Genomic DNA, 20335 nt, shown 5'->3' with positions numbered 1-20335 from the left:
AACCCGAATACTCCGCATCGTGATTGCACCGCTCTTTGACCATTCGCCCCGGCATCGAGTGGTGCGGGTGGACCAGACCCCGGCCAGCGCGCCGGAGCCACTCGTGCTCCAGCGCGCGAAGCCGCCCCGCGCCAAACTCAGAATCGATGAATCATCGCGACACGTCCGACCATCTGGTTCGGGCCGCTCGACGTCCCCGCGGAAGCCACCATGCTCGCGAAGTCGAAGCCCGTGTGCGTGTTGGCGCTCACCACATGCTGGTACGCGGCCTGCAGATACACCGAGGTGCGCGAGCTCAGGTCGTAGTCGAGCATCAGCGAAAGCTGGTGCCACTTCGGCTGAAATTCGCCCATGGTCGAGTGCAGATGCGCATCGGTAAAGGTGTACGCCCCGGCGAGCCAGAAGGTCGACGTGAAAAAGTATTTGGCATTCAGTTCGAAGTTGTCGAATTTCCACGACTGCCATATACCGCCGCCCGGTAGCTGGGTTTGGCCCGCGCCGAAGTAGACATTCGAAGTCGGGTCGTAGACGTCGACGTGCGACCAGGCGAAGCCGACCTTGGTCTTCGCGAACGCATACGACACCGCCGCGTCCACATCCTGCTGGGACGATCCCGCGAATACGGAATCGGTCGCCGCAGCGCCGTTCGCCGAGCCGGGCTGGTTCATCTTCAGGTACGCCAGCACGGCGGTGAAACCGTCCACCCGGTACTGTGCGGCCGCCGAGTACATGCGGTTATTCGCGAAATTCGTGTCGTTGCTGAAGCCGTACATCGCCTCGGTCTTGAGGCCATGCCAGTCCGGGCTCGTGTACTTCACCGAGTTGTTGATCCGGAAATCCCAGTCCGTATTGTCGTTGTCGAACGGGTGGGCCGACACGTCGCCGGCTATGCCACCGGCCGCCGTCATGCCGCTGAACAGGTCGACGGTCGGATCGTACTGGCGCCCGAGCGTCAGCGTGCCATATTCGTCGGAGGCGAGCCCTACGTATGCCTGACGGCCAAACAGCCGGCCGCCCTGTCCGGCGGTTCCGTTGTTCACATTGAAGCCGTTTTCGAGCCGGAAGATCGCGTGATAGCCTCCGCCCAGATCCTCGCGGCCGGACAGGCCCCAACGGCTGCCCACCGTATCGCCGCTTTTTGTTTGCCATGCGCTGTGGCCGTGCGTGTTGCTGGTGAAATTGATGCCTTCGTCGATGAGCCCGTACAGAGTGACGCTGTTCTGAGCACGCGCCGCGGCAGATATACAACTGAGCACGAGTGCTGCGATCATTGCCTTCTTCATCAATTGACTCCCGTTTGTCGTCGTTGAAGTGGTGAAGCCGTTCTTGCCGATGCAGGGTCGAAGCAAGCCCGATATGTCTGCGCGGACGGGCAAGACGAAACGCGCGGGCATGCCCTTACCGCCGCGGTCGCTGCGGACCGCGGGGAAATTCGAAACGATGGCTCAGTAACCGAGCGCCGGATCGACGCTCCGTGGCGTGCGTCCGCTCGCGCGCCACGCGCGCACGTTTTCCGCCACCACTTGCGCTGCCGTGTGGAAATGGGTCGGTGCCGAGATGTGCGGCAGCACCGTCACGCGCGGATGGTCCCAGAAGCGCGATGCCGGCGGCAGCGGCTCCTCGTCGAATACGTCGAGCACCGCGTGCGAGAGATGGCCGCGATCGAGTGCATCGATCAGATCGTCCGCGACGACCACGGGGCCGCGCGCGAAGTTGATCAGCGCCGCGCCCGGCTTCATGGCGGCGAATCGCGCGCGGTCGAGCAGGCCGCGCGTGCTCGCGGTGAGCGGCACGAGACAGACCACGATGTCGCTCGCGCTCAGCATCTCGCTCAAGCCTTCGGTGCCGCAGTAGGCGCGCACGCCGGGCACCGATTTGGGCGTGCGGCTCCAGCCGGCCACCTCGAAGCCCGCGTCGCACAGGCGCCGAGCCGCCTCGCCGCCGAGCGTGCCGAGCCCCACGATGCCCACGCGCATCTCGGCGGGCCGGCGGTACGAGTGCTGCAGCCACTGGCGCTCGCCTTGCTGACGCCGGTAGCGCGGCATGTCGCGCTGCAGGTAATAGGTCCACGCGAGCACGGCCTCGGCCATGGTGCGCGATAGTTCGGGATCGACGAGCCGCACCACGGGCAGCTCGTCCGCGGCCCGGCCGGCGACGATCTGCTCGACGCCGGCCCACAGGCTCTGCACCCAGGCGAGATTCGGCAGCGCCGCGAGATCGGCCGGATCGGGATTTGCCACGATCGCCACGCGGCTGCGTGCGCGCTCGTCGGGCAGCATGTCGCGAAACCGCACGATCGTTTCGTCAGGCATGGCCTCGGCGAGCGCGGACAACCAGGCCGCTTCCTGTTGCGCGGCGACGCGCGTGACTAGCGTGATGGGGTTTGACATGGACATCGCATGACGGACAGGGACGACCGCGTCAGTGCCGCGCGCACCAGCAGGCGCGGCACCGTCACGGAGCCGGGAAATATCGGGGACAGCGGCGGTAAGCGCGCGCGTCAGGTGCCGGCCTGTTCGGCCTCCATTTCGGCCATATCCTCGAAACGGTCGGCGATGCGCGGATGCGCGCGGCCGCCGTCGGCCGCGCCTATGGCGATCAGGACCTCGTCGGGACCGGGCGCGTCGGAGATCTGGAACGTCGCGGTAAGGAAGTGCGAACGCTTGCCGGTCTCGGACTTGTGGATCATCGGCAGTGAGACCATCGCGCCCGGCCCGAGGCGCGTGTTCGTGAAACTGAGAAACGCTGTGCCGTTTGCGGCTTCCCGGTACATATTGCCGAAACGCAGCGTATGGATCAGCGCCGACGCATGCTCGATCTCGCCGTTCACGCCGACCGCGGCGGCCTTGCCGTAAGCCTGGATGCGCTCGGGCGGCATCACCGCAACGAGCCGGCGCGTGAGTTCTGCGCCGAGTGCGGGCGCGAGGCGCAGGATCTCGGGGCGCAGGTTCTCGACGAACCCCTGCCCGGCCCACGGATTACGAAGCACCGCGGCCACGACCACCATCGTAATCGGCCGCTCGGCCTCCTTGCTGCCCTCAATGTGCGTTTCCTCGACAAAAGTCGCGATCTTGCGGACTCCGGTTTCCATCTGCGTACTCCATGAGTGAGTGATCGGTACGAGTACGAATGCTAGATAGCGCAGATGGCCGCGTCTTCCGCCGTTTCGACGGAAGCAGGTTTTTTTTGACACTGCGATAAGTCGTATATTGGTTGACGGAGATCAAAGGAGGAGCCGCTAATGTCCTATCAATTGTCGCGGATGGCGTCGCTTCGAGACGCCGTGAGCCAGATCAATTCGGACGGCGACATCGATACGCTGTTGCGCAGTCTTATCGAGTCAGCGTGCCGTCACGGGGCGTGGGATCTTGGCGCGATCCTGAGTGTGGATGTGCCGCACGGGTATGCGCTCGTGATCGCGCGCCACGACGCGACGCTGCTGCGCCGCCCGCTCGAAGATCGCTGGGAGCTCGCGACGAGCCCGGCGCTGGTCGCGCTGCAGCGCAGCGAGCCGGTCTATATTCGCGACGCGCGAGAATCGACCGAGTTCACCGGCTACCGGCGCGAGGCGCACGAGCGCGGCTACTGCACGGTATTGGTTTTCCCGATGGAGAGCCACGACGCCGAAGGCCGGCCCATGGTGCTTTCGGTGTCCTCACGCCGGGTCCGCGACGTGAGCGACGAGGACCTCGCGTTCATGGCCGTCATCGTGCATCTCGGCGCGATTGCGATCGAGCGCGCGCATCGCCAGCGCACGCAGGCGCTCGCGGCCGAACAGCTGCGCCGCGTGCTCGCGGTGCAGGGCTCGATGCTCAAGGAGGTGCTCGCGGGCGGCCCCATGGAAACCCTGACGTCGATGCTCGGCGACTTGCTCGACGCGCCCGTGCTCGTGATTGACTTCTTTGGCGGAGCCGTGCTCGGCCAGCGTTCTCCCGCGCCGCAACTTTACGACGACGACGCGTGGCAACGCCTGATTGCGGGCCCGCCCGGGCGGCAAATCCTGTTCGACACGCGCGAGTCGGTCGGTGGCGGCGGCAGCGGCGGCGCGCGGCGCCGCATCACCCTCGGCGTGGACGAGCGGCTCGTGCTCGACGCTCAGGTCGAGCCGCTCACGGTCGACAGCGAGGTCGTGGGCGCACTGCTCACGTTTGGCCAGCGCGATTCCGGCGACCTGCAAAAGCTCGCGATAGAGAATGCCAAGTTCGCGCTCGGCGTGCAGCTTATGCGCAGCGTGATCCGGTTCCGTTTCGAAACGCGCACGCTGACCGAGCTGTTCTTCGAGATCGTCGAACGGCGCTGGCGCGACGAGCACGACGTGCTTGGCCGCGCGCGCCGGCTCGGCCTCGCGCTGAATGCGCCCATCCGCATGATCGTGGTCGATTATCCGCAGCGCGCGGGCGCTTCCGGCGACGGCTCCGTCGAAGGCCATCGCGCGGTGACGATGCTCGCCGCGCAGCACAAGATCGCGTTGCACGTGGTCACCGTCGGTGGCGGTCTCGTGTGTCTCGTGCCCGACGAAGGCGACAACCCGATCGAACGTCTCCTGCACTTCGCGCGGCGCATGATCGATACGCTCACGCGCACGTTCGGACGCGAACCGATCCTCGTGCTTGGCGATACCAGCAAAGGACTTGAAGAGCTCGCGCGCGAATGGGAACGCTGCTGGCGCATGATCCGTATCGCGCGCGCGTTCGGCAAGAGCGGCGCGCTCGGCGTGCCCGAACTCGGGCCGCTGCCGATGCTAATCGGCGCGGCCGACTCGCCCGATGTACGCAGCTTCGTGGACGGCACGATCGGCCGCATCATCGAGTATGACCGCAAGCATCATTCATCTTATCTCGACACGCTGACCGCCTATATCCGGTCGGGCTGCCGCAGCCAGGCCTGCGCGGACGCGATGAGCCTGCACGTGACCACGCTGCGCTACCGGCTCTCGCGCATCTCCGACCTGTTCGGTATCGATGTGGAGACGCACGATCGCCGCTTCGCGGTCGAGCTCGCGCTGCGCCTGCACAATCTGCTCGAGAGCAGCCTGCCCGCGCAGGCCGACGAGCGTGAACTCGCGACCACCATGCCACGAACAGGAGGTTAAGCAGCAAGTCCTCTCCTGCGAACCGGAGGATGAATCGGCGCAAGCCATCGCATACAGTCATTTCAACGCAATGACGTTTCGAGGTGACAGTATGCAAGTGGAGCACGCGGACCCGACGAACCGCGCCGACACCAGGGAAAACCATCAGGGCGACCGGGACCATTGCCGGACCGTCATCGATCCGATCGCGCTGCGGCGCGCGTTCGGCACCTTCGTCACCGGCGTGACCATCGTCACGACGCGCGACGACGAAGGCCGGCCGCGCGGCATGACGGCGAACTCGTTCGCGTCGGTCTCGCTCGATCCGCCGCTGCTGCTCGTGTGCATCGGCCGCAGCGCGAGTAGCTTTCCTGTGTTCAGTACAACAGATCATTTCGCGATCAACCTGCTGCGCGACGTGCAGACCGATGTCTCGAACCTGTTCGCGTCGAAGTCGCCGGACAAGTTCGCGTCGATCAGCCACGATCCCGTGCATACGGGCGCGCCGGTCCTGACCGATTGCCTCACCTGGTTCGACTGCACCGTGCACGACCGCGTGGAGGCCGGCGATCACATGATCCTGATCGGCCGCGTGCAGGCGTTCGGCACGAGCCCGTCGGCGCCGCTCGGCTTTTGCCGCGGCCGCTATGCGCAGGTCAAGGATCCGCTGCCGGCGGGCTGGCTCTCGTCGCACGACATGATCGTCGGCTATCTGATCGAGGCCGACGGCAAGCTGCTGCTCGTCGAGGACGGCAAAGGCGGCTGGGTGCTGCCCGGCGCGCCGCGCCGCCCCTTGAAGGGCCGCCTGCCGGTGGCGGGCGGGCGCGAGCTTGCGCTGCTGCCCGACGAGACCTTCCTGTACTCGGTCTTCGACGTGGACGGCACCAACTCGGGCTACCTGATGTATCGCGCGCGGCTTGCCGAGCCCCGCGACGCGCTCGGCCTGCCCGATGGCTGCCGCTTCTTCCCGCTCGACGCGCTGCCCTACGACGAAATCGCGCCCGTGGAGGTGCGCTCGATGCTGCGCCGCTTCGCACGCGAGAGCGCGGGCGGCCGCTTCGGTATCTACATGGATACGCACGACGGCGGCCGGGTCGCGATGGTGAGTGCGACCGAGCCGTGGTCACAGCATGTGCAACCTTGAACCAAAGGACATCATGAAAACGACAGTCGAACGTTTGCAAGGCTCGCGTCAGGAGCTCTTCATCGACGGGCAGTTCGTCGCGCCGAAGCGCGGCGAGTACGTGCCGAGCTACGACCCGACCACCGGCGCGCCGTGGTACGAGTTCGCCCTGGCCGGCGCCGAGGACGTGGACGCCGCGGTGCGCTCGGCGCAGGCCGCGCTGAAGTCGAACGCGTGGCGGCGCATGACGCAGACCGAACGCGGCAAGCTCGTGCGCCGACTCGGCGAGCTCGTGCTCGAACATGCCGACGAGCTCGCGCAGATCGAATGCCGCGACAACGGCAAGCTGCTCAAGGAAATGCGCGCGCAGATGCGGGCCATTCCCGACTCGTACCTGTATTTCGCCGGCATGGCCGACAAGCTGCAGGGCGACACGATTCCGGTCAACAAGCTCGACATGCTGAATTTCAACCAGCGCGAGCCGATCGGCGTGGTCGCGATGATCATCCCGTGGAACTCGCCGCTGATGATGCTCACGGGCACGCTCGCGCCGTGCCTCGCGATCGGCAACACCGTGGTCGTGAAGCCCTCGGAGCACGCGAGCGCGTCGACGCTCGCGCTGGCCGAGCTCGCGATCGAGGCCGGCATTCCGCCGGGCGTGTTCAACGTCGTGACCGGCGACGGTGCAGTGACCGGCGACGCACTCACGTGCCACCCGGGCGTCGCGAAATACGTGTTCACGGGCAGCACCGGTACGGGCCGCAAGATCGCCAGCAACGCCGCGCAAAATCTCGTGCCGTGCCAGATGGAGCTCGGCGGAAAGTCGCCGCACGTGGTGTTCTCCGACGTGGACATCGAGCGCGCCGTGAACGGCGTGGTCTCGGGCATCTTCGCGGCCGCGGGCCAGACCTGCGTGGCCGGCTCCCGCTGCTTCGTCGAGGCGCCCATCTACGAGCGCTTCGTCGAAGCGCTGGTCGAGCGCACGCGGCGCGTGAAAGTGGGCCATCCGATGGCTGACGACACCGACATCGGTCCGCTCGCGCTCGCGGCCCAGCTCGCGAAGGTGCAGCACTACGTGGGCTCGGGCGTCGAACAGGGCGCGCGCCTCGCCGCGGGCGGCCGCCGCCCCGCCGACCCCGCACTCGCCGCGGGCTGGTACTTCGAGCCGACTGTGCTGACGCAGGCCAACAACGACATGCAGTTCATGCGCGACGAGATCTTCGGGCCGGTGGTCGGCGTGATGCCGTTCACGACCGAGGAGGAGCTGATCACGCTCGCGAACGATACGGAGTACGGACTGGCCTCCGGCATCTGGACCCGCGACATCGACCGTGCGATGCGTTTCGCGCGCGACATCGAGGCCGGCACCGTCTGGATCAACACCTACCGCTCGGCTGCGTACATGTCGTCGAACGGCGGCATGAAGCACAGCGGCTACGGCCGGCGCGGCGGCTTCGAGGTGATGCGCGAGTTTTCGCGGCTCAAGAACGTGGTGCTCGATTATTCGGGCGCGATGCAGGACCCGTTCGTCATTCGCCTGCGCTGAGCGCGGCCCGACGATTCCATACCGACAAGAGGCTTTTTATGAAATTCGCTGTTTCGCTTAGCATGGAGCGTTTTTCGCCCGAGGACTCGATGGCGGACGCGCGCGCGCAGATGCTCGCACTCGCCCGGGTCGCCGACGAAGGCGGCTTCGAAACCCTCTGGACCGCAGAGCATCACACGATCGAATGTACGATCTCGCCGAACCCGTTCACGGTGCTCACGTGGCTCGCCCAGCATACCGAGCGCATCCGGCTCGGCACGGCGACCCTCGTCGCGCCGTACTGGTCGCCGATCCGGCTCGCCGGCGAGGCCGCGATGTGCGACCACCTGACCGGCGGCCGGCTCGAGTTCGGCATCGCGCGCGGCGCGTACCAGTACGAGTTCGACCGCATGGCGGGCGGCATCCCGCAGCAGGAAGGCGTCGCATACATGCAGGAACTCGTGCCTGCGGTGAAGAAGCTCTGGCAGGGAGACTACGCGCACGACGGTCATTACTGGAAATTCCCGCTCGCGACCTCGGTGCCGAAGCCGCTGCAGCAGCCGCATCCGCCGATCTGGGTCGCCACGCGCGATCCGTCGAGTTTCGACTGGGCCGTGGGCATCGGCGCGAACATTCTGTCGACGCCGCTGTCCGCGCCGGCCTCGGAGGTCTCGGTGCTGGGCCAGAAGTTCCGCAAGGCCGTGGCCGACCATCCCGAGCATCCGCGTCCGCGCTTCATGATGCAGCGCCGGACCTGCGTATACGACCGGGCCGCGGACTGGGAGCTCGCGGTGCGCCACAGCGTGGACTACGGCCGCCGCTTCGAGAACCTGATGCAGAACATCGGCACGGTCACGAACGGTTTTCCGGAGGCGGTACCCTACGAAACGGTCACGAATCGCGCGAACTACGATCCGCACGCGATCCGCGAGAATCTGATGTTCGGCACGCCCGACGAGGTGATCCGCAAGCTGCAGATCTACGAGGACGAAGGTGTCGACCAGTACTGCCTTGGCCTGTCGTTCAACCTGCCGTTCGAACTGCAGATGAAAACACTGCGCCTGTTCATTGACGAGGTCATGCCGCACTTCGCTGCGCGCGAGCGCGCAGCCGCGGTCCGTTCGGCGCCGCTCGCGGCGGCGGAGCATTGAGCTTGGCTGCCGACTTCTCTCCCCGCACGCCCGTCGATGAAGACGGCACGCTCACGGTCGACGGCGTGACGTTGAACTACCGTGTCCAGGGCGACGGCCCGCGCGCGCTCGTTTGCATCCACGGCGTGGGCTCGTACCTCGAGGCGTGGCAGAGCACGATCGACGCGCTCGGCGACGGCTTTCGCGTACTCAGCTTCGACCTGCGCGGCCACGGCCGTTCGACGCGCGTGCGCGGCCGCTATGAGATCGACGACTTCGTGGGCGACGCGCTCGCGCTGGTCGACCACGTGGGTTTCGAGCGCTTCGATCTGGCCGGTTTCTCGCTGGGCGGGTTGATCGCGCAGCGCTTCGCGCTCACCCATCCACAGCGACTCCGGCGGCTCGTGCTGCTCTCGACGGTCGCGGGCCGCACACCGGAGGAGCGCGAGCGCGTGCTCGCACGGCTCGCGGCGCTGCAGTCGGGCGAGCGCGGCGCGCACTACGATGCGTCGCTCTCGCGCTGGCTCACCGAGGCGTTCCAGCAGCACAACCCCGAGCTCGTGACCGAGCTGCGCCGCCGCAATGCCGGGAACGATCCGGACTGTTATGCGGCCGCGTACCGGGTGCTCGCGCAGACCGACTTCGGCGGTCTGATCGACCAGATCACGGCGCCCACGCTGATCGCCACCGGCGAGGACGACGTGGGCTCGAATCCGCGCATGGCACGCTATATGCACGAGTGCATCCGCCACTCGCGCCTTGCGATCCTGCCGGGCCTGCGCCACTCGATCCTGACCGAGGCGCCGCACCAGGTCGCGGCGCTGATGCGCAGCTTCCTCGTCGCCGGCGATGACGAGGCGGAGGGACTGCAATGATTGTCGAGGAACGCATCTACCGCATCCGCAACGGCCGCATGGCACGCTATCTGCAGCTCGTGCGCGACGAGGGGCTCGCGATCCAGCAGCCGATCCTCGGGCACCTCGTCGGCTACTTCACGACCGAGATCGGCACGCTGAGCCAGATCACGCACCTGTGGGCCTATGCGAGCCTCGAGGACCGTACGCGCCGCCGCGCGGCGCTCGCGGCCGACGCGCGCTGGCTGGCTTTCCTGCCGAAGCTGTCCGAGAACATCGAGCACGCCGAGAACCGTATTCTCGTGCCGACCGACTTCTCGCCGCTGCACGCGCTGCCGCCTTCCATCGATTTACGAGAGGAGTCCCATCCATGACCGATCGACTGAAGATCGAACGCCTGTACAAGGTTTTCGCCGACCGGCCGGCCGCCGCGCTCGACATGCTGCGGCGCGGCGCGAGCAAGGCCGACGTACTGCGCGAGACCGGCCAGGTGGTCGGCCTCGACGATGTCTCGCTCAGCGTGCCGTCCGGCGCGATGTACATGATCATGGGGCTGTCGGGCTCCGGCAAGTCGACGCTCGCGCGTTGCGTGAACCGTCTGAACGAGCCGAGCGCGGGCCGCATCCTGCTCGACGACGAAGACCTCTGCTCGCTCGGCGAAGCGGCGCTGCGCGAAGTCCGGCGCAAGCGCATCTCGATGGTGTTCCAGCACTTCGCGCTGCTGCCGAACCGTCGCGTGATCGACAACGTCGAGTTCGGGCTCAAGCTGCGCGGCGTGACTCCGCGCGAGCGCCGCCGGCGCGCCGAGGAGGTGCTGGAGGTCGTGGGCCTCGCGCGCTGGGCCGCGAAGATGCCGCACGAGCTGTCGGGCGGTATGCGCCAGCGCGTGGGCCTCGCGCGCGCGCTCGCGACCGACGCCGACATCCTGATCATGGACGAAGCGTTCAGCGCGCTCGACCCGCTGATCCGCGCCGAAATGCAGGACGAGCTGCTGCGCCTGCAGCGCACGCTGCACAAGACCATCCTGTTCATCACGCACGACTTCCAGGAGGCGCTCAAGCTCGGTACGCGCATCGCGATCATGTCCGAGGGACGGCTCGTGCGCGAAGGCACGCCGCAGTCCATCGTGCTCGAGCCGGGCAGCGACTATGTCGCGGCGTTCACGCGCGACGTGGACCGCGCGCGCCTGTTCGATGCAGCCTCGTCGATGACCGCGCTCGTGCCGCTCGTGCAGGGCGAGAGCTGGACCGTGCTCGGCGGCGCGTCGGACGGCCATGCCGCCGATCGTGGACCGGGCTTCGTGGTCGACGCGCACGCGCGCGTGCTCGGCACGATCACGGCGGCGCAGATCGACAGCGTGCGCGACGGCGCGGCGCTACCGGAGCTGGACGGTGCGTTTAGCTGCGTGCCGTCGCATGCGAAACTGATCGACGTGGCCGGCCGCTTCGGCGGCGCGCCTGCGATCGGCGTGATCGACGAAACGGGCCGGCTGGTCGGCCGGCTGGAAGCGGGGCAGGTCCTCGCACGCATCGGCGCCGGCGGCGCCAACGGAGTTCGCCATGTTTAAAGCCGATGATCTGGCGGTCCTGCCGATCGCGCAGTGGATCCAGCTGGCCGTGCAGTGGGTGGCGCAGCATCTGCGTCCCGTGTTTCTCGTCATCAAGTGGCCGATAGAAAAGTTGCTCGACTTCAGCGAAGACGCCTTGCACGCGGTGCCCTTCCCCGTGTTCGTTGCAGTCGTCGTGCTGATCGTCTGGCGCATCGCAGGCAAGGCGATCGCCGCGTTCACGGGCCTCGGCCTCATCGCGATCGCGGCGCTCGGCGTATGGTCCGACGCGATGACGACGCTCGCGCTGATCGCGACCGCAATCGTGTTCTGCGCAATCGTCGGCGTTCCCGTGGGCGTCGCGTGTGCGCGCAGCAACCGCGTGTGGCGCATCGTGCGGCCGACCCTCGATATCATGCAAACCACGCCGACTTTCGTTTATCTGGTGCCGGTCGTGATGCTATTCGGCGTCGGCACGGTGCCGGGCGAAGTCGCAGTCGTGACCGCCGCCATGCCGCCGCTGATCCGCTTCACGCAGCTCGGCATCCGCATGGTCGATCACGAACTCGTGGAGGCCGGCCTCGCGTTCGGCGCGGATCGCCGCCAACTGCTCTGGGAAGTGCAGCTGCCGCTCGCGGTGCCGACCATCCTGGGCGGCCTGAACCAGACCGTACTGACCGCGATGGTGATGTCGGTGGTCGTCTCGATGATCGGTGCGGAAGGCCTCGGGCTCGTCGTGCTGCAGGGACTCGGGCGGCTCGACGTGGGCCAGGCGGCCGTGGGCGGCATTGCGATCGTGCTGCTAGCAATGATGCTCGACCGCGTGACGCAGAAGCTCGCCCAGCCGCGCGACGGCGACAAGGGCATGCTGCGCGCGGCCGTGGCGCGGTTGTTTCGCGGCGCACCGCCGTCGAACGACACGCTGCCCGAGCACATCGACCCGAAGGAAGCGCTGTAAACGCAGAAGCAGGCCCGTCGGGCGGCCCGCCTGTGCGGCGGCCCGACCGCCGCATGTGTCTCGCCAGCGAGAATGCCATGCGGCTCACCACGCGCTCCGTGCCCATGCGGGGCTTTTCGACCACGAAGAAACAACAGCGGGAGTTTCGATGAGAAAGATGGCAAGGGCGTGCGCCGCGGTGGCGCTCGCCGTACTGGCGACGGGCGCGTTACCGGCAGCGGCGCAGGACGCGCCGGGCAAGGGCAAGACCGTGCATTACGCGCAAGGCGACAGCTTCGGCGGCAATTACGTCGCCACGCAGATCGTCATGCAGGCCATGAAAATGCTCGGCTACGACGTGAAGCTCACGACGATGAACACGACGCTGTTCTTCCAGGCTGCCGCGCAAGGCGACGAGGATCTCGCAACCGACGTGAACCTGCCGCAGCGCGAGCCGGGCTTTCGCGCGGTGGAGAAGGACGCGCAGATCGTCGGCACCGGCATGATCGTCGAAGGCGGCATCAACGGTTATCTGATCGACAAGAAGACCGCCGACCAGTACCACATCACGAGCCTCGAGCAGTTCAAGGATCCGAAAATCGCAGGCCTGTTCGGCCAGGACGGCAAGGCAGAGCTGATCAGCTGCGATCCGGGCTGGAGTTGCGGTGACGTGGTGGATTATCAGCTCGACAAGTTCGGACTCCAGAGTACCGTGCGATCGGTTCGCGGCAAGTACGAGGCGCTCATGGTGGACGTGGTCTCGCGCGTGCGCGATGGCAAGCCCGCATTCTTCTACGCGTGGAGCCCGTCGTGGACCGTCAACATGCTCGTGCCGGGCAAGGACGTGGTCTGGCTGCCGACGCCTGCCGACGCGCTGCCGCCCAATGTGCCCAACAAGGGCTCGGCGCTGATCCCGGGCGTGAAGGGCTGCGCGGGCGGCGCCGATCCGTGTCGCATGGCGATGGCTTCGTGGAACTGGGGCACCGTCGCGAACCGTCAGTTCATCGCGGCCAATCCGGCTATTCGCGTGCTGATCGAACAGATGAAGTTCCCGACTGCGACCTGGTCGTCGTGGGAATACGCGATTAGCAAGAACGGGGGGTCGAACGCGCTCGTCACGAAGCTCGCGAACGAATGGATCGCGGCCAACAAGACCCAGCTCGACCAGTGGGTCAGCGTCGCCGCAAAAGGGCACTGAGTCTCGGCCCCGGCGTTCTGTCGGGGCCTGTCTTCCACGACTGGATAAAAACGCCATCGCCGGAGCTTGCAGTCTTCCGGCGATGGCGTTCTCACACCCGGGTTCCGCTCAATCGAGCCCGCCCTGGCACAGATACTTGATGACGAGATAGTCGTCGAGCCCATACTTCGAGCCCTCGCGGCCGTAACCCGAGGCTTTCACGCCGCCGAACGGCGCGGCCTCGCTCGCCACGGCGCCCTCGTTCACGCCGATCACGCCGGCTTCGAGTCGCCGCGATACGCGCTCGATGCGACGCAGATCCTGCGTATAGAAGTACGCGGCAAGGCCGAACGGCGTGTCGTTGGCGAGCCGGACCACCTCGTCCTCGTGGTCGAAGCTAAACAGCGGCGCGACAGGACCGAAGGTTTCCTCATGACAGACACGCATGCCGACGGCAGCGTCGGCCAGCACGGTCGGTGCGTAGTAGTTCGGCCCGAGCGAGAGAAGGCGTTCGCCGCCCGCGAGGACGCGTGCGCCGCAGCGCACCGCGTCTTCGACATGCTGGGCGATCTTGTCGACGGCGCGCGCGTTGATCATCGGTCCGATCTGCGCATCCGGGTCGGTTGCGGGCGCAACTTTCAGCGCGCGTACGCGCCGCGCGAGCAGTGCAGCGAAGCGCTCGTATACGCCGGCCTGCACGTAGACGCGATTCGGGCACACACAGGTCTGGCCGCCGTTACGGAACTTCGCGGCCATCAAGCCCACGACCGCCGCGTCGAGATCGGCGTCCTCGAATACGATGAACGGCGCGTTGCCGCCGAGCTCGAGCGAGAGCTTCTTGAGCGTGGCCGCCGACTCGCGCGCGAGCACACGGCCCACGGCCGTCGAGCCGGTGAACGTGATCTTGCGCACGCGTTCGTCGGCAAGCCAGTCGGCCACCGCTTCGATACCGTTCTCGCGCGAGGCCGCGATCAGGTTCAGCACGCCGTTGGGCAAGCCGGCTTCCTGCGCGAGCGCTGCGAGGGCGAGCGCCGTGAGCGGCGTGTCCTCGGCTGGCTTCGCCACCACGGTGCACCCGGCCGCGAGCGCGGGCGCGATCTTGCGCGCGATCATCGCAAGCGGAAAATTCCACGGCGTAATCGCGGCGACTACGCCCACGGGTTCCTTCACGACGCTCATGCGCTTGCCGCGCTGTTGCGCCGGGATCAGGTCGCCGTAGACGCGCGTCGCCTCATCGGCAAACCACGCGACGTAAGACGCGCCGTAGGCGACCTCTCCGCGGGCCTCGGCGAGCGGCTTACCCTGCTCGTTCGACATGAGCTTCGCGAGGTCGTCGGTATGCGCGACGATCAGCGCATGCCAGCGCCGCAGGATCGCGGCGCGTTCTGCCGGCAGCCGATCGCGCCAACCGGGCAGCGCGGCCGCGGCCGCATCGGTAGCGGCACGTGCGTCGACCGCGTCGCTGTTCGCGACCTCGGCCAGCAGCGCACCGGTTGCCGGATCGGTCACGGCGAAACGCGCGCCGCTCGCGGCGGGGCGCCATTGACCGTCGATCAGGTTGTGCGGGCGAACGAGGTCGCCGCGCGTGAGCGTCAAGGCCATTGTATGAGCTTCTCCATGGGGAACACGCGCGCGGCGATTCGCGCGCGTCGGATCAGGCGTGGGCGGTCCCGGCGGCGGCACGCAGCGCGGCGCGCACCTCGGGCAATTCGAGCACATCGTCGAGCGTCTGCTTCACGCGTTCGAGCAGCGTCTCGCATTCGGTGTCGGTCAGGCACAGCGCCGGCGCGAAGCCGAGTATGTTGTCGCCGAACGCGCGGAACACGATGCGGTTGCGCCACGCGGCCTCGGCAATGCGGCTGGGCAGTCCGAGCGATGCGTCGAACGGTTGCCGCGTCGACTTGTTCGCGACCAGCTCGAGCGCGCCGAGCAGGCCGCGATGACGCGCGTCGCCGACGAGCGGATGCGCGGCCAGGGCATCGAGCCCGGCACCGAACTGTACGGCGCGCTCGACGCCATTCGCGAGCAGTCCGCCCTCCTGATAGAGCCGCATCACTTCGAGGCCGATCGCCGCGCTGACCGGATGGGCCGAATAGGTCTGACCATGGCCGACCGGCACGTCGGCGGCTGCGCCGTCGGCGATGGCCTGATAGATCGCGTCGGACATCAGCACGGCGCCCATTGGCGCGTAGCCTGAGGTGAGCCCCTTCGCAACCGTCATGAGGTCGGGTTCCACGCCTTCGGTCTCGCACGCGAACAGCGGACCGGTGCGGCCGAAGCCCGTAATGACTTCATCGGCGACGAACAGGATATCGAGCCTGCGACACGCCTCGCGCATCGCCGTGAGCCAGCCGCGCGGCGGCACGATCACGCCGCCGGAGCCCTGCACCGGCTCGCAGAAGAAGGCGGCGACGTGGTCGGCGCCGAGTGCATGGACCTTCGCTTCGAGCGCGGCCACCGAGGCCGCGATGATGGCTTGTGGATCGTCGGGCGTCGCGCTGCGATACGGATAGGGCGACGGAATATGATGTTGCGTAGGCAACGGCATGTCGAAGTTGCGATGGAACGCGGCGAGCGCCGTCAATCCCGATCCGAACGACGACGAGCCGTGATAGCCGCGCTCGAGCGCGATAAAGTGTTTCTTCGCGGGTTTGCCGAGCGCGTTGTAGTAGTGCGTAATGAAGCGCACTGCGGAATCGACCGCATCGGAGCCGCCCAGCGAGAAATACACGTGTTCGAGCGAGCGCGGAGCGGCCGACACGAGCCGTTCGGCGAGCTCGATCGCGCTTGCCGAGCCAAAGTGGAAATAGCCGGTCGCATAGGGCAGCTTCGCCATCTGCTTCGTCGCGGCTTCGATGATCGACTGCTGGCCGTAACCGGTATTCACGCACCAGAGGCCCGCGAACGCGTCGAGAAATGTGTTTCCGTCGATGTCGGACAGCCACACGCCCTGTCCGTGATCGAGAATCGTGACGCCACGCGCTTCATGCGCGCGGTAGCCAATAACGGGATGAATCAGATGCCGGCGGTCGGCCTGGACCAGGATGTCCTTTTGCATGAGGGACCTCGATAGGGAAACGGATGGCGGTCCGCCACGGCCGGGCCGTGTACGTGCCAAACAGCAATCTATCTCCCGGCCCGGCGCAGGTCTTCCATGGAAAGCAAGCAAGAAAATGCCGCTTTATCATCGAAGACGAGGGCTGCTCCCTCACGGCGGCATCGCGCCGCAATCAACGGCATTGTGAAGGGATCGGCTGCTTGATCTGAAGATGCGTGGCGTTTTCCTCCTGCGGTGGCCCGGTGTACGATTATTCACATTTCGTGTTGAGTGTATTTACATCGGCAAGGCGGGCTAGCGCTGTGCTTTGGGGCAAGCTGGAGACAATCCCAGGCACAGACTATGCCCCGATCGAGTAACAGCAAGGAAAGGGAGAACTCGGACATGAGCCGGACATTCAGGATCGCCACCATTCCGGGCGACGGCATTGGCCAAGACGTCATGCCCGGCGTGCCGGGTTCGCTGGCGAACCGCAAGCCCGGCGACGTCGACTTCCTCGTCGTGCGCGAAAACGCCGAGGGCAAGTACAGTTCGGTGGGTGGCAAGATGTTCGAGGGCATGGAGCGCGAGTTCGTGCTGCGGAAGTCGGTGTTCAGGAGCGACGGCGTGGACCGCATTCTCAAGTATGCGTTCGAGCTGACCGGCACGCGAGCGCGCAAGAAGTTCGCGGCGGCCCACGACGCGATCATGCGTGCGATCGGGCCGGTGCTCGTGAAAGGGCCGCGCACGCCGGGCAGGGTTGGCACGGCGAATACGGGCGCGGCAGGTGAAGCGATCGCGGCCGCGCTATGACGAAAATGGCAGTATCACCCAAAGCGCCGAAAGCCACGGCTTCGCCAGAACTCGACGACCTACGCGTGTTCTGCATCGTTGCACACAAAGCGAGCTTCAGCGCAGCGGCTAAAGCGATTTCGGCTTCGCCGGCATACGTGAGCAAGCGCGTAAGCGTGCTCGAGGAGCGCCTCGGCACGCGGCTGTTGCACCGGTCGACGCGGCGCGTCGCGATGACTGAGGCGGGCGAGCGCGTTTATGCATCGGCAGCCAGGATTCTTGAAGACGTAGAGCGGCTGGTGGAAGATGTCTCCGTCACGCGGCGCATCCCGCGCGGCACGCTGCGCGTGTCGAGCAGCTTCGGTTTTGGCCGCAACTTTGTCGCGCCCGCGCTTGCTGGCTTGTCCGAGCGTTATCCGCAACTGAGTGTGCAGCTCGAACTGTTCGATCACCTCGTCGATGTGGCAGGTGAGGGCTTTGATCTCGACGTGCGTATCGGCGACGAGATAGCCGGCCATCTGATTGCCCGGTGTCTTGCCAGGAACTATCGCGTGCTATGCGCCGCGCCCGCCTATCTCGAGCGACACGGGACGCCAAAGACGGTCGCGGATCTTGCGAAGCACGCGTGCCTCGCGATCAAGGAGCGCGACCATCCGTTCGGCATATGGCGTCTGGACGTGCGCGGCGAAGCGGCTTCGGTAAAGGTGGCCGGGCCGCTCTCCACCAATAACGGCGAAGTGGCTGTGCAGTGGGCACTCGCTGGGCGCGGCATTGTGCTGCGTTCGCTGTGGGACGCCGGCCCCCTGCTGGAGAGCGGGCGCTTGCAGCGCGTGCTGCCTGACGTCACGCAGTCAGCCAATATCTGGGCTGTATATCCGGCGAGACTCGCACAATCGGCAAAGGTGCGCGTATGCGTGAATCATCTGGAAGAAGCGTTCTCGCGCATCGGGATTTTCGTGCCGACGAACGGCAGTGAGAATGAGCGCGGCTGAGCGGTTATGCAGCCCGACGCTGGGTTGTGGAGCGCAACTTTGGGGATGATCCGTTGGCGCCGGTTAGTCCGCGACTACGGGCAACGCACCGACGTGTCCGAAGCCGTGAGCTATATCGCGGAGGGAAGCCTGCTGCTACGAAGCATTTTGCATTCCTGATTTTTAAAAACGGATCATGTTCAAGGTGCTGAAACGGGCGTACACGGCGGCGTTCAGACTGACCGCCGTGCAGTGGGTCAAAGATGGCCAGGGAGTGGTCATGGTGGTCCGACGGTGGGGGATACCAAGCGGTTGCAGGCAACGCTGAGCGCGAATAAGCGCCTCAAAAAATTCCGCCCGATTGTCGAGTTTGCCCATCAATACGCGCGGGAAAAGCGCCCGGCCGACAAGGGATAGCGAGCGCTCTTCGGCTTCGGGGCTTTGATACGGGTATCAGTCAGGGAGACGACGGTTTTGGGAATTTTTGGTACAAAGATCGTTAGACGGTTTGGGAAAGCATTCGATCAATAATTACTTCCCGATACAAAACCGGCTAAAAATCACCCCCAACAAATCGTCCGAAGTGAACTCGCCGGTAATCGAATTGAGCGATTCCTGCGCAAGCCGCAGTTCCTCGGCAAAGAGGTCGAGCGACTGCGCGTTCTGCTCCGCATGCGCCGCGGCCTGCGCGAGATGCTCGCGCGCGGCGCGCAGCGCAATCAGGTGACGCTCGCGCGCGAGGTACACGCTCTGCGCGTCGGCCTGCCAGCCTGCAATGCGCAGCAGTTCCGCGCGCAGCAGCGCAATGCCGTCGCCCTGTTTCGCCGAAAGCCGCACCTCGCGCAACTCGCCGCCATCCGTGAGTTCGAGCGTGGACGCAGCAGGCGCCGCACCCGTCAGATCGGTCTTGTTGAGCACGCGCACCACCGGCACCCCAGCCGGAAAGCGGGCCGCAATGGCTTCGTCGTCCGCGCTCATGCCCGTGCGTGCGTCGAGCAGATGCAGCACCACATCGGCGCGCCCGATCTCGCTCCACGTCCGCTCGATGCCGATCTTCTCGACTTCGTCTTCGGTGTCGCGCAGGCCCGCCGTGTCGATCACGTGCAGCGGAATGCCTTCGATCTGGATCGTCTGCGAAATCTTGTCGCGCGTGGTGCCGGCCACCGGCGTGACGATCGCGAGCTCCGCGCCGGCCAGCGCATTCAGCAGCGACGACTTGCCGACGTTCGGCTGCCCCGCGAGCACGACCGATAACCCTTCGCGCAGCAGCGCCCCTTGCCGCGCCTCGGCGAGCACGTGATCGAGCTGCGCGCGGATGTGCGTGAGCTTGCCGCGCGCGTCCGCGGCTTCGAGAAAGTCGATCTCTTCTTCAGGGAAGTCGAGCGTGGCCTCCACGAGCATGCGCAGCGTCACCACGTCGTCCACGAGCGCGTGGATATCGCGCGAGAACGCGCCTTCGAGCGAGCGGCCCGCGGAGCGCACGGCCGCCTCGGTGCTGGCTTCGATCAGGTCGGCCACGGCTTCCGCCTGCGCGAGGTCGAGCTTGTCGTTGAGGAACGCGCGCCGCGTGAATTCGCCGGGCTCGGCCAGACGCAGGCCGAATGCGCGTCCCGCGTCGATGCAGCGCTGCAGGACGAGTTGCAGCACGATCGGGCCGCCGTGACCCTGCAGCTCGACCACGTGCTCGCCCGTGTAGGAGTGCGGCGCCGGGAAGTACAGCGCGATGCCGCGGTCGAGCGCCTCGCCGTTGCCGTCGAGGAACGGCACGTAGCTCGCGTGGCGGGCGGCGAGGGTCTGGCCGGTCAGGGCCTGCATCAGCGCTTGCGCACCCGCCGCGCCGGCACGGCCCGCCGAGACGCGCACGACGCCGATCCCCCCGCGTCCGGGCGCAGTGGCAATGGCGACGATGGGATCGGAGTCGGTAGCGAGCATGGCGGACGGGAAAGTAGAGGAGGGTGGCCGGCGCAAAGTGCGTGGAATTGTATCGCGGCGCGCAGCGGCGTTTTTCATTGCCGCGCGCTGAGACGATTCCGTATCTATCTTGAATTAGCTAAGACTGGTCTTGTTGATGCCTGTCAGAATTCGGCGAAAAAATAGGCCGAAATCTGTCAGATCGTCTGAAGAGCAAGGGTTTCAGTCATGAAGAGAGGCATCATCCGGATTGGTGGATCG

General features: G+C 66.3%; 16 protein-coding genes and 2 pseudogenes. 12 read left to right on the top strand and 6 right to left on the bottom strand.

Features of this window, described 5'->3' with window-relative positions:
* Nucleotides 1–137: 137 nt before the first annotated feature.
* The 3 genes from U5760_RS07640 to U5760_RS07630 all read right to left on the bottom strand — a co-directional run bounded on the left by U5760_RS07640 (nt 138) and on the right by U5760_RS07630 (nt 3091).
* Nucleotides 138–1283, bottom strand: a complete 1146-nt coding sequence (locus U5760_RS07640) for a porin (protein ID WP_322010773.1) — start codon at nt 1281–1283, stop codon at nt 138–140.
* A 162-nt stretch (nt 1284–1445) separates the two neighbouring features.
* Nucleotides 1446–2390, bottom strand: coding sequence for a glyoxylate/hydroxypyruvate reductase A (locus U5760_RS07635; RefSeq protein WP_322010772.1), 945 nt, complete (start codon nt 2388–2390; stop codon nt 1446–1448).
* A 110-nt stretch (nt 2391–2500) separates the two neighbouring features.
* Nucleotides 2501–3091, bottom strand: a complete 591-nt coding sequence (locus U5760_RS07630; protein WP_322010771.1) for an amino acid synthesis family protein — start codon at nt 3089–3091, stop codon at nt 2501–2503.
* A 150-nt stretch (nt 3092–3241) separates the two neighbouring features.
* On the opposite strand from U5760_RS07630, the gene U5760_RS07625 reads away from it, so the two are divergent.
* The 9 genes from U5760_RS07625 to proX all read left to right on the top strand — a co-directional run bounded on the left by U5760_RS07625 (nt 3242) and on the right by proX (nt 13384).
* Complete coding sequence (locus U5760_RS07625) at nt 3242–5092, top strand: helix-turn-helix domain-containing protein (protein WP_322010770.1); 1851 nt, start codon at nt 3242–3244, stop codon at nt 5090–5092.
* A gap of 91 nt (nt 5093–5183) precedes the next feature.
* Complete coding sequence (locus U5760_RS07620) at nt 5184–6215, top strand: flavin reductase family protein (RefSeq protein ID WP_322010766.1); 1032 nt, start codon at nt 5184–5186, stop codon at nt 6213–6215.
* Between the two features lie 13 nt (nt 6216–6228).
* On the top strand, nt 6229–7740 hold the full coding sequence (locus U5760_RS07615) for an aldehyde dehydrogenase (RefSeq protein WP_322010765.1): 1512 nt from the start codon (nt 6229–6231) through the stop codon (nt 7738–7740).
* Nucleotides 7741–7778: 38 nt separating this feature from the next.
* Nucleotides 7779–8870 carry an LLM class flavin-dependent oxidoreductase gene (locus tag U5760_RS07610; protein WP_322010764.1) on the top strand — a complete coding sequence of 364 codons (1092 nt, stop codon included), beginning with the start codon at nt 7779–7781 and terminating at the stop codon, nt 8868–8870.
* Nucleotides 8871–8872: 2 nt separating this feature from the next.
* Nucleotides 8873–9724, top strand: a complete 852-nt coding sequence (locus U5760_RS07605; RefSeq protein WP_322010763.1) for an alpha/beta hydrolase — start codon at nt 8873–8875, stop codon at nt 9722–9724.
* Entirely contained in the window at nt 9721–10077 is a 357-nt protein-coding gene (locus U5760_RS07600) for an NIPSNAP family protein (RefSeq protein WP_322010761.1), read from the top strand. Before U5760_RS07605 ends, U5760_RS07600 begins: the two co-directional genes overlap by 4 nt.
* The gene (locus U5760_RS07595) at nt 10074–11270 is read left to right on the top strand and encodes a betaine/proline/choline family ABC transporter ATP-binding protein (protein WP_322010760.1); all 1197 of its coding nucleotides are present in this window, start codon (nt 10074–10076) and stop codon (nt 11268–11270) included. The genes U5760_RS07600 and U5760_RS07595 overlap by 4 nt, the downstream gene beginning before the upstream one ends.
* The gene (locus U5760_RS07590; RefSeq protein ID WP_322010759.1) at nt 11263–12207 is read left to right on the top strand and encodes a proline/glycine betaine ABC transporter permease; all 945 of its coding nucleotides are present in this window, start codon (nt 11263–11265) and stop codon (nt 12205–12207) included. The genes U5760_RS07595 and U5760_RS07590 overlap by 8 nt, the downstream gene beginning before the upstream one ends.
* Nucleotides 12208–12355: 148 nt before the next feature.
* The gene (gene proX / locus U5760_RS07585; protein ID WP_322010758.1) at nt 12356–13384 is read left to right on the top strand and encodes a glycine betaine/L-proline ABC transporter substrate-binding protein ProX; all 1029 of its coding nucleotides are present in this window, start codon (nt 12356–12358) and stop codon (nt 13382–13384) included.
* Nucleotides 13385–13492: 108 nt separating this feature from the next.
* Here proX and U5760_RS07580 read toward each other — a convergent pair whose 3' ends face one another.
* Together U5760_RS07580 and U5760_RS07575 are read right to left on the bottom strand one after the other, a co-directional pair.
* On the bottom strand, nt 13493–14965 hold the full coding sequence (locus U5760_RS07580) for an NAD-dependent succinate-semialdehyde dehydrogenase (RefSeq protein WP_322010757.1): 1473 nt from the start codon (nt 14963–14965) through the stop codon (nt 13493–13495).
* A gap of 52 nt (nt 14966–15017) precedes the next feature.
* Entirely contained in the window at nt 15018–16421 is a 1404-nt protein-coding gene (locus U5760_RS07575) for an aspartate aminotransferase family protein (protein ID WP_322010756.1), read from the bottom strand.
* A 438-nt stretch (nt 16422–16859) separates the two neighbouring features.
* Between U5760_RS07575 and U5760_RS07570 the strand changes: the two are divergent.
* The 3 genes and pseudogenes from U5760_RS07570 to U5760_RS07560 all read left to right on the top strand — a co-directional run.
* Nucleotides 16860–17096: pseudogene (locus tag U5760_RS07570) on the top strand (isocitrate/isopropylmalate family dehydrogenase); the annotation flags it as partial.
* Nucleotides 17097–17218: 122 nt separating this feature from the next.
* The gene (locus U5760_RS07565) at nt 17219–18184 is read left to right on the top strand and encodes a LysR substrate-binding domain-containing protein (protein WP_322010754.1); all 966 of its coding nucleotides are present in this window, start codon (nt 17219–17221) and stop codon (nt 18182–18184) included.
* Nucleotides 18185–18192: 8 nt separating this feature from the next.
* Nucleotides 18193–18343 (top strand): annotated as a pseudogene (locus tag U5760_RS07560) (IS5/IS1182 family transposase); the annotation flags it as partial.
* 351 nt (nt 18344–18694) lie between these two features.
* Here the strand turns inward: U5760_RS07560 and mnmE are convergent.
* Nucleotides 18695–20095 (bottom strand): tRNA uridine-5-carboxymethylaminomethyl(34) synthesis GTPase MnmE, encoded by a 1401-nt coding sequence (mnmE, locus tag U5760_RS07555; protein ID WP_322010753.1) that lies wholly within the window; start codon nt 20093–20095, stop codon nt 18695–18697.
* Between the last annotated feature and the right edge of the window lie 240 nt (nt 20096–20335).

The organism is Paraburkholderia sp. J12 (assembly GCF_905220215.1).
GTDB lineage: Bacteria > Pseudomonadota > Gammaproteobacteria > Burkholderiales > Burkholderiaceae > Paraburkholderia.
Note: the sequence above shows the minus strand (reverse complement) of the source record. Positions and strands in the feature narration are given on the sequence as shown.

Bases quoted from the DNA above. Each gene is read 5' to 3' on its own strand.
- U5760_RS07580 (WP_322010757.1), bottom strand. From the start codon at position 14,965: ATGGCCTTGACGCTCACGCGCGGCGACCTCGTTCGCCCGCACAACCTG.
- U5760_RS07590 (WP_322010759.1), top strand. From the start codon at position 11,263: ATGTTTAAAGCCGATGATCTGGCGGTCCTGCCGATCGCGCAGTGGATC.
- mnmE (WP_322010753.1), bottom strand. From the start codon at position 20,095: ATGCTCGCTACCGACTCCGATCCCATCGTCGCCATTGCCACTGCGCCC.
- U5760_RS07630 (WP_322010771.1), bottom strand. From the start codon at position 3,091: ATGGAAACCGGAGTCCGCAAGATCGCGACTTTTGTCGAGGAAACGCAC.
- U5760_RS07635 (WP_322010772.1), bottom strand. From the start codon at position 2,390: ATGTCAAACCCCATCACGCTAGTCACGCGCGTCGCCGCGCAACAGGAA.
- U5760_RS07575 (WP_322010756.1), bottom strand. From the start codon at position 16,421: ATGCAAAAGGACATCCTGGTCCAGGCCGACCGCCGGCATCTGATTCAT.
- U5760_RS07620 (WP_322010766.1), top strand. From the start codon at position 5,184: ATGCAAGTGGAGCACGCGGACCCGACGAACCGCGCCGACACCAGGGAA.
- U5760_RS07600 (WP_322010761.1), top strand. From the start codon at position 9,721: ATGATTGTCGAGGAACGCATCTACCGCATCCGCAACGGCCGCATGGCA.
- U5760_RS07625 (WP_322010770.1), top strand. From the start codon at position 3,242: ATGTCCTATCAATTGTCGCGGATGGCGTCGCTTCGAGACGCCGTGAGC.
- U5760_RS07640 (WP_322010773.1), bottom strand. From the start codon at position 1,283: ATGAAGAAGGCAATGATCGCAGCACTCGTGCTCAGTTGTATATCTGCC.
- proX (WP_322010758.1), top strand. From the start codon at position 12,356: ATGAGAAAGATGGCAAGGGCGTGCGCCGCGGTGGCGCTCGCCGTACTG.
- U5760_RS07565 (WP_322010754.1), top strand. From the start codon at position 17,219: ATGGCAGTATCACCCAAAGCGCCGAAAGCCACGGCTTCGCCAGAACTC.
- U5760_RS07595 (WP_322010760.1), top strand. From the start codon at position 10,074: ATGACCGATCGACTGAAGATCGAACGCCTGTACAAGGTTTTCGCCGAC.
- U5760_RS07615 (WP_322010765.1), top strand. From the start codon at position 6,229: ATGAAAACGACAGTCGAACGTTTGCAAGGCTCGCGTCAGGAGCTCTTC.
- U5760_RS07610 (WP_322010764.1), top strand. From the start codon at position 7,779: ATGAAATTCGCTGTTTCGCTTAGCATGGAGCGTTTTTCGCCCGAGGAC.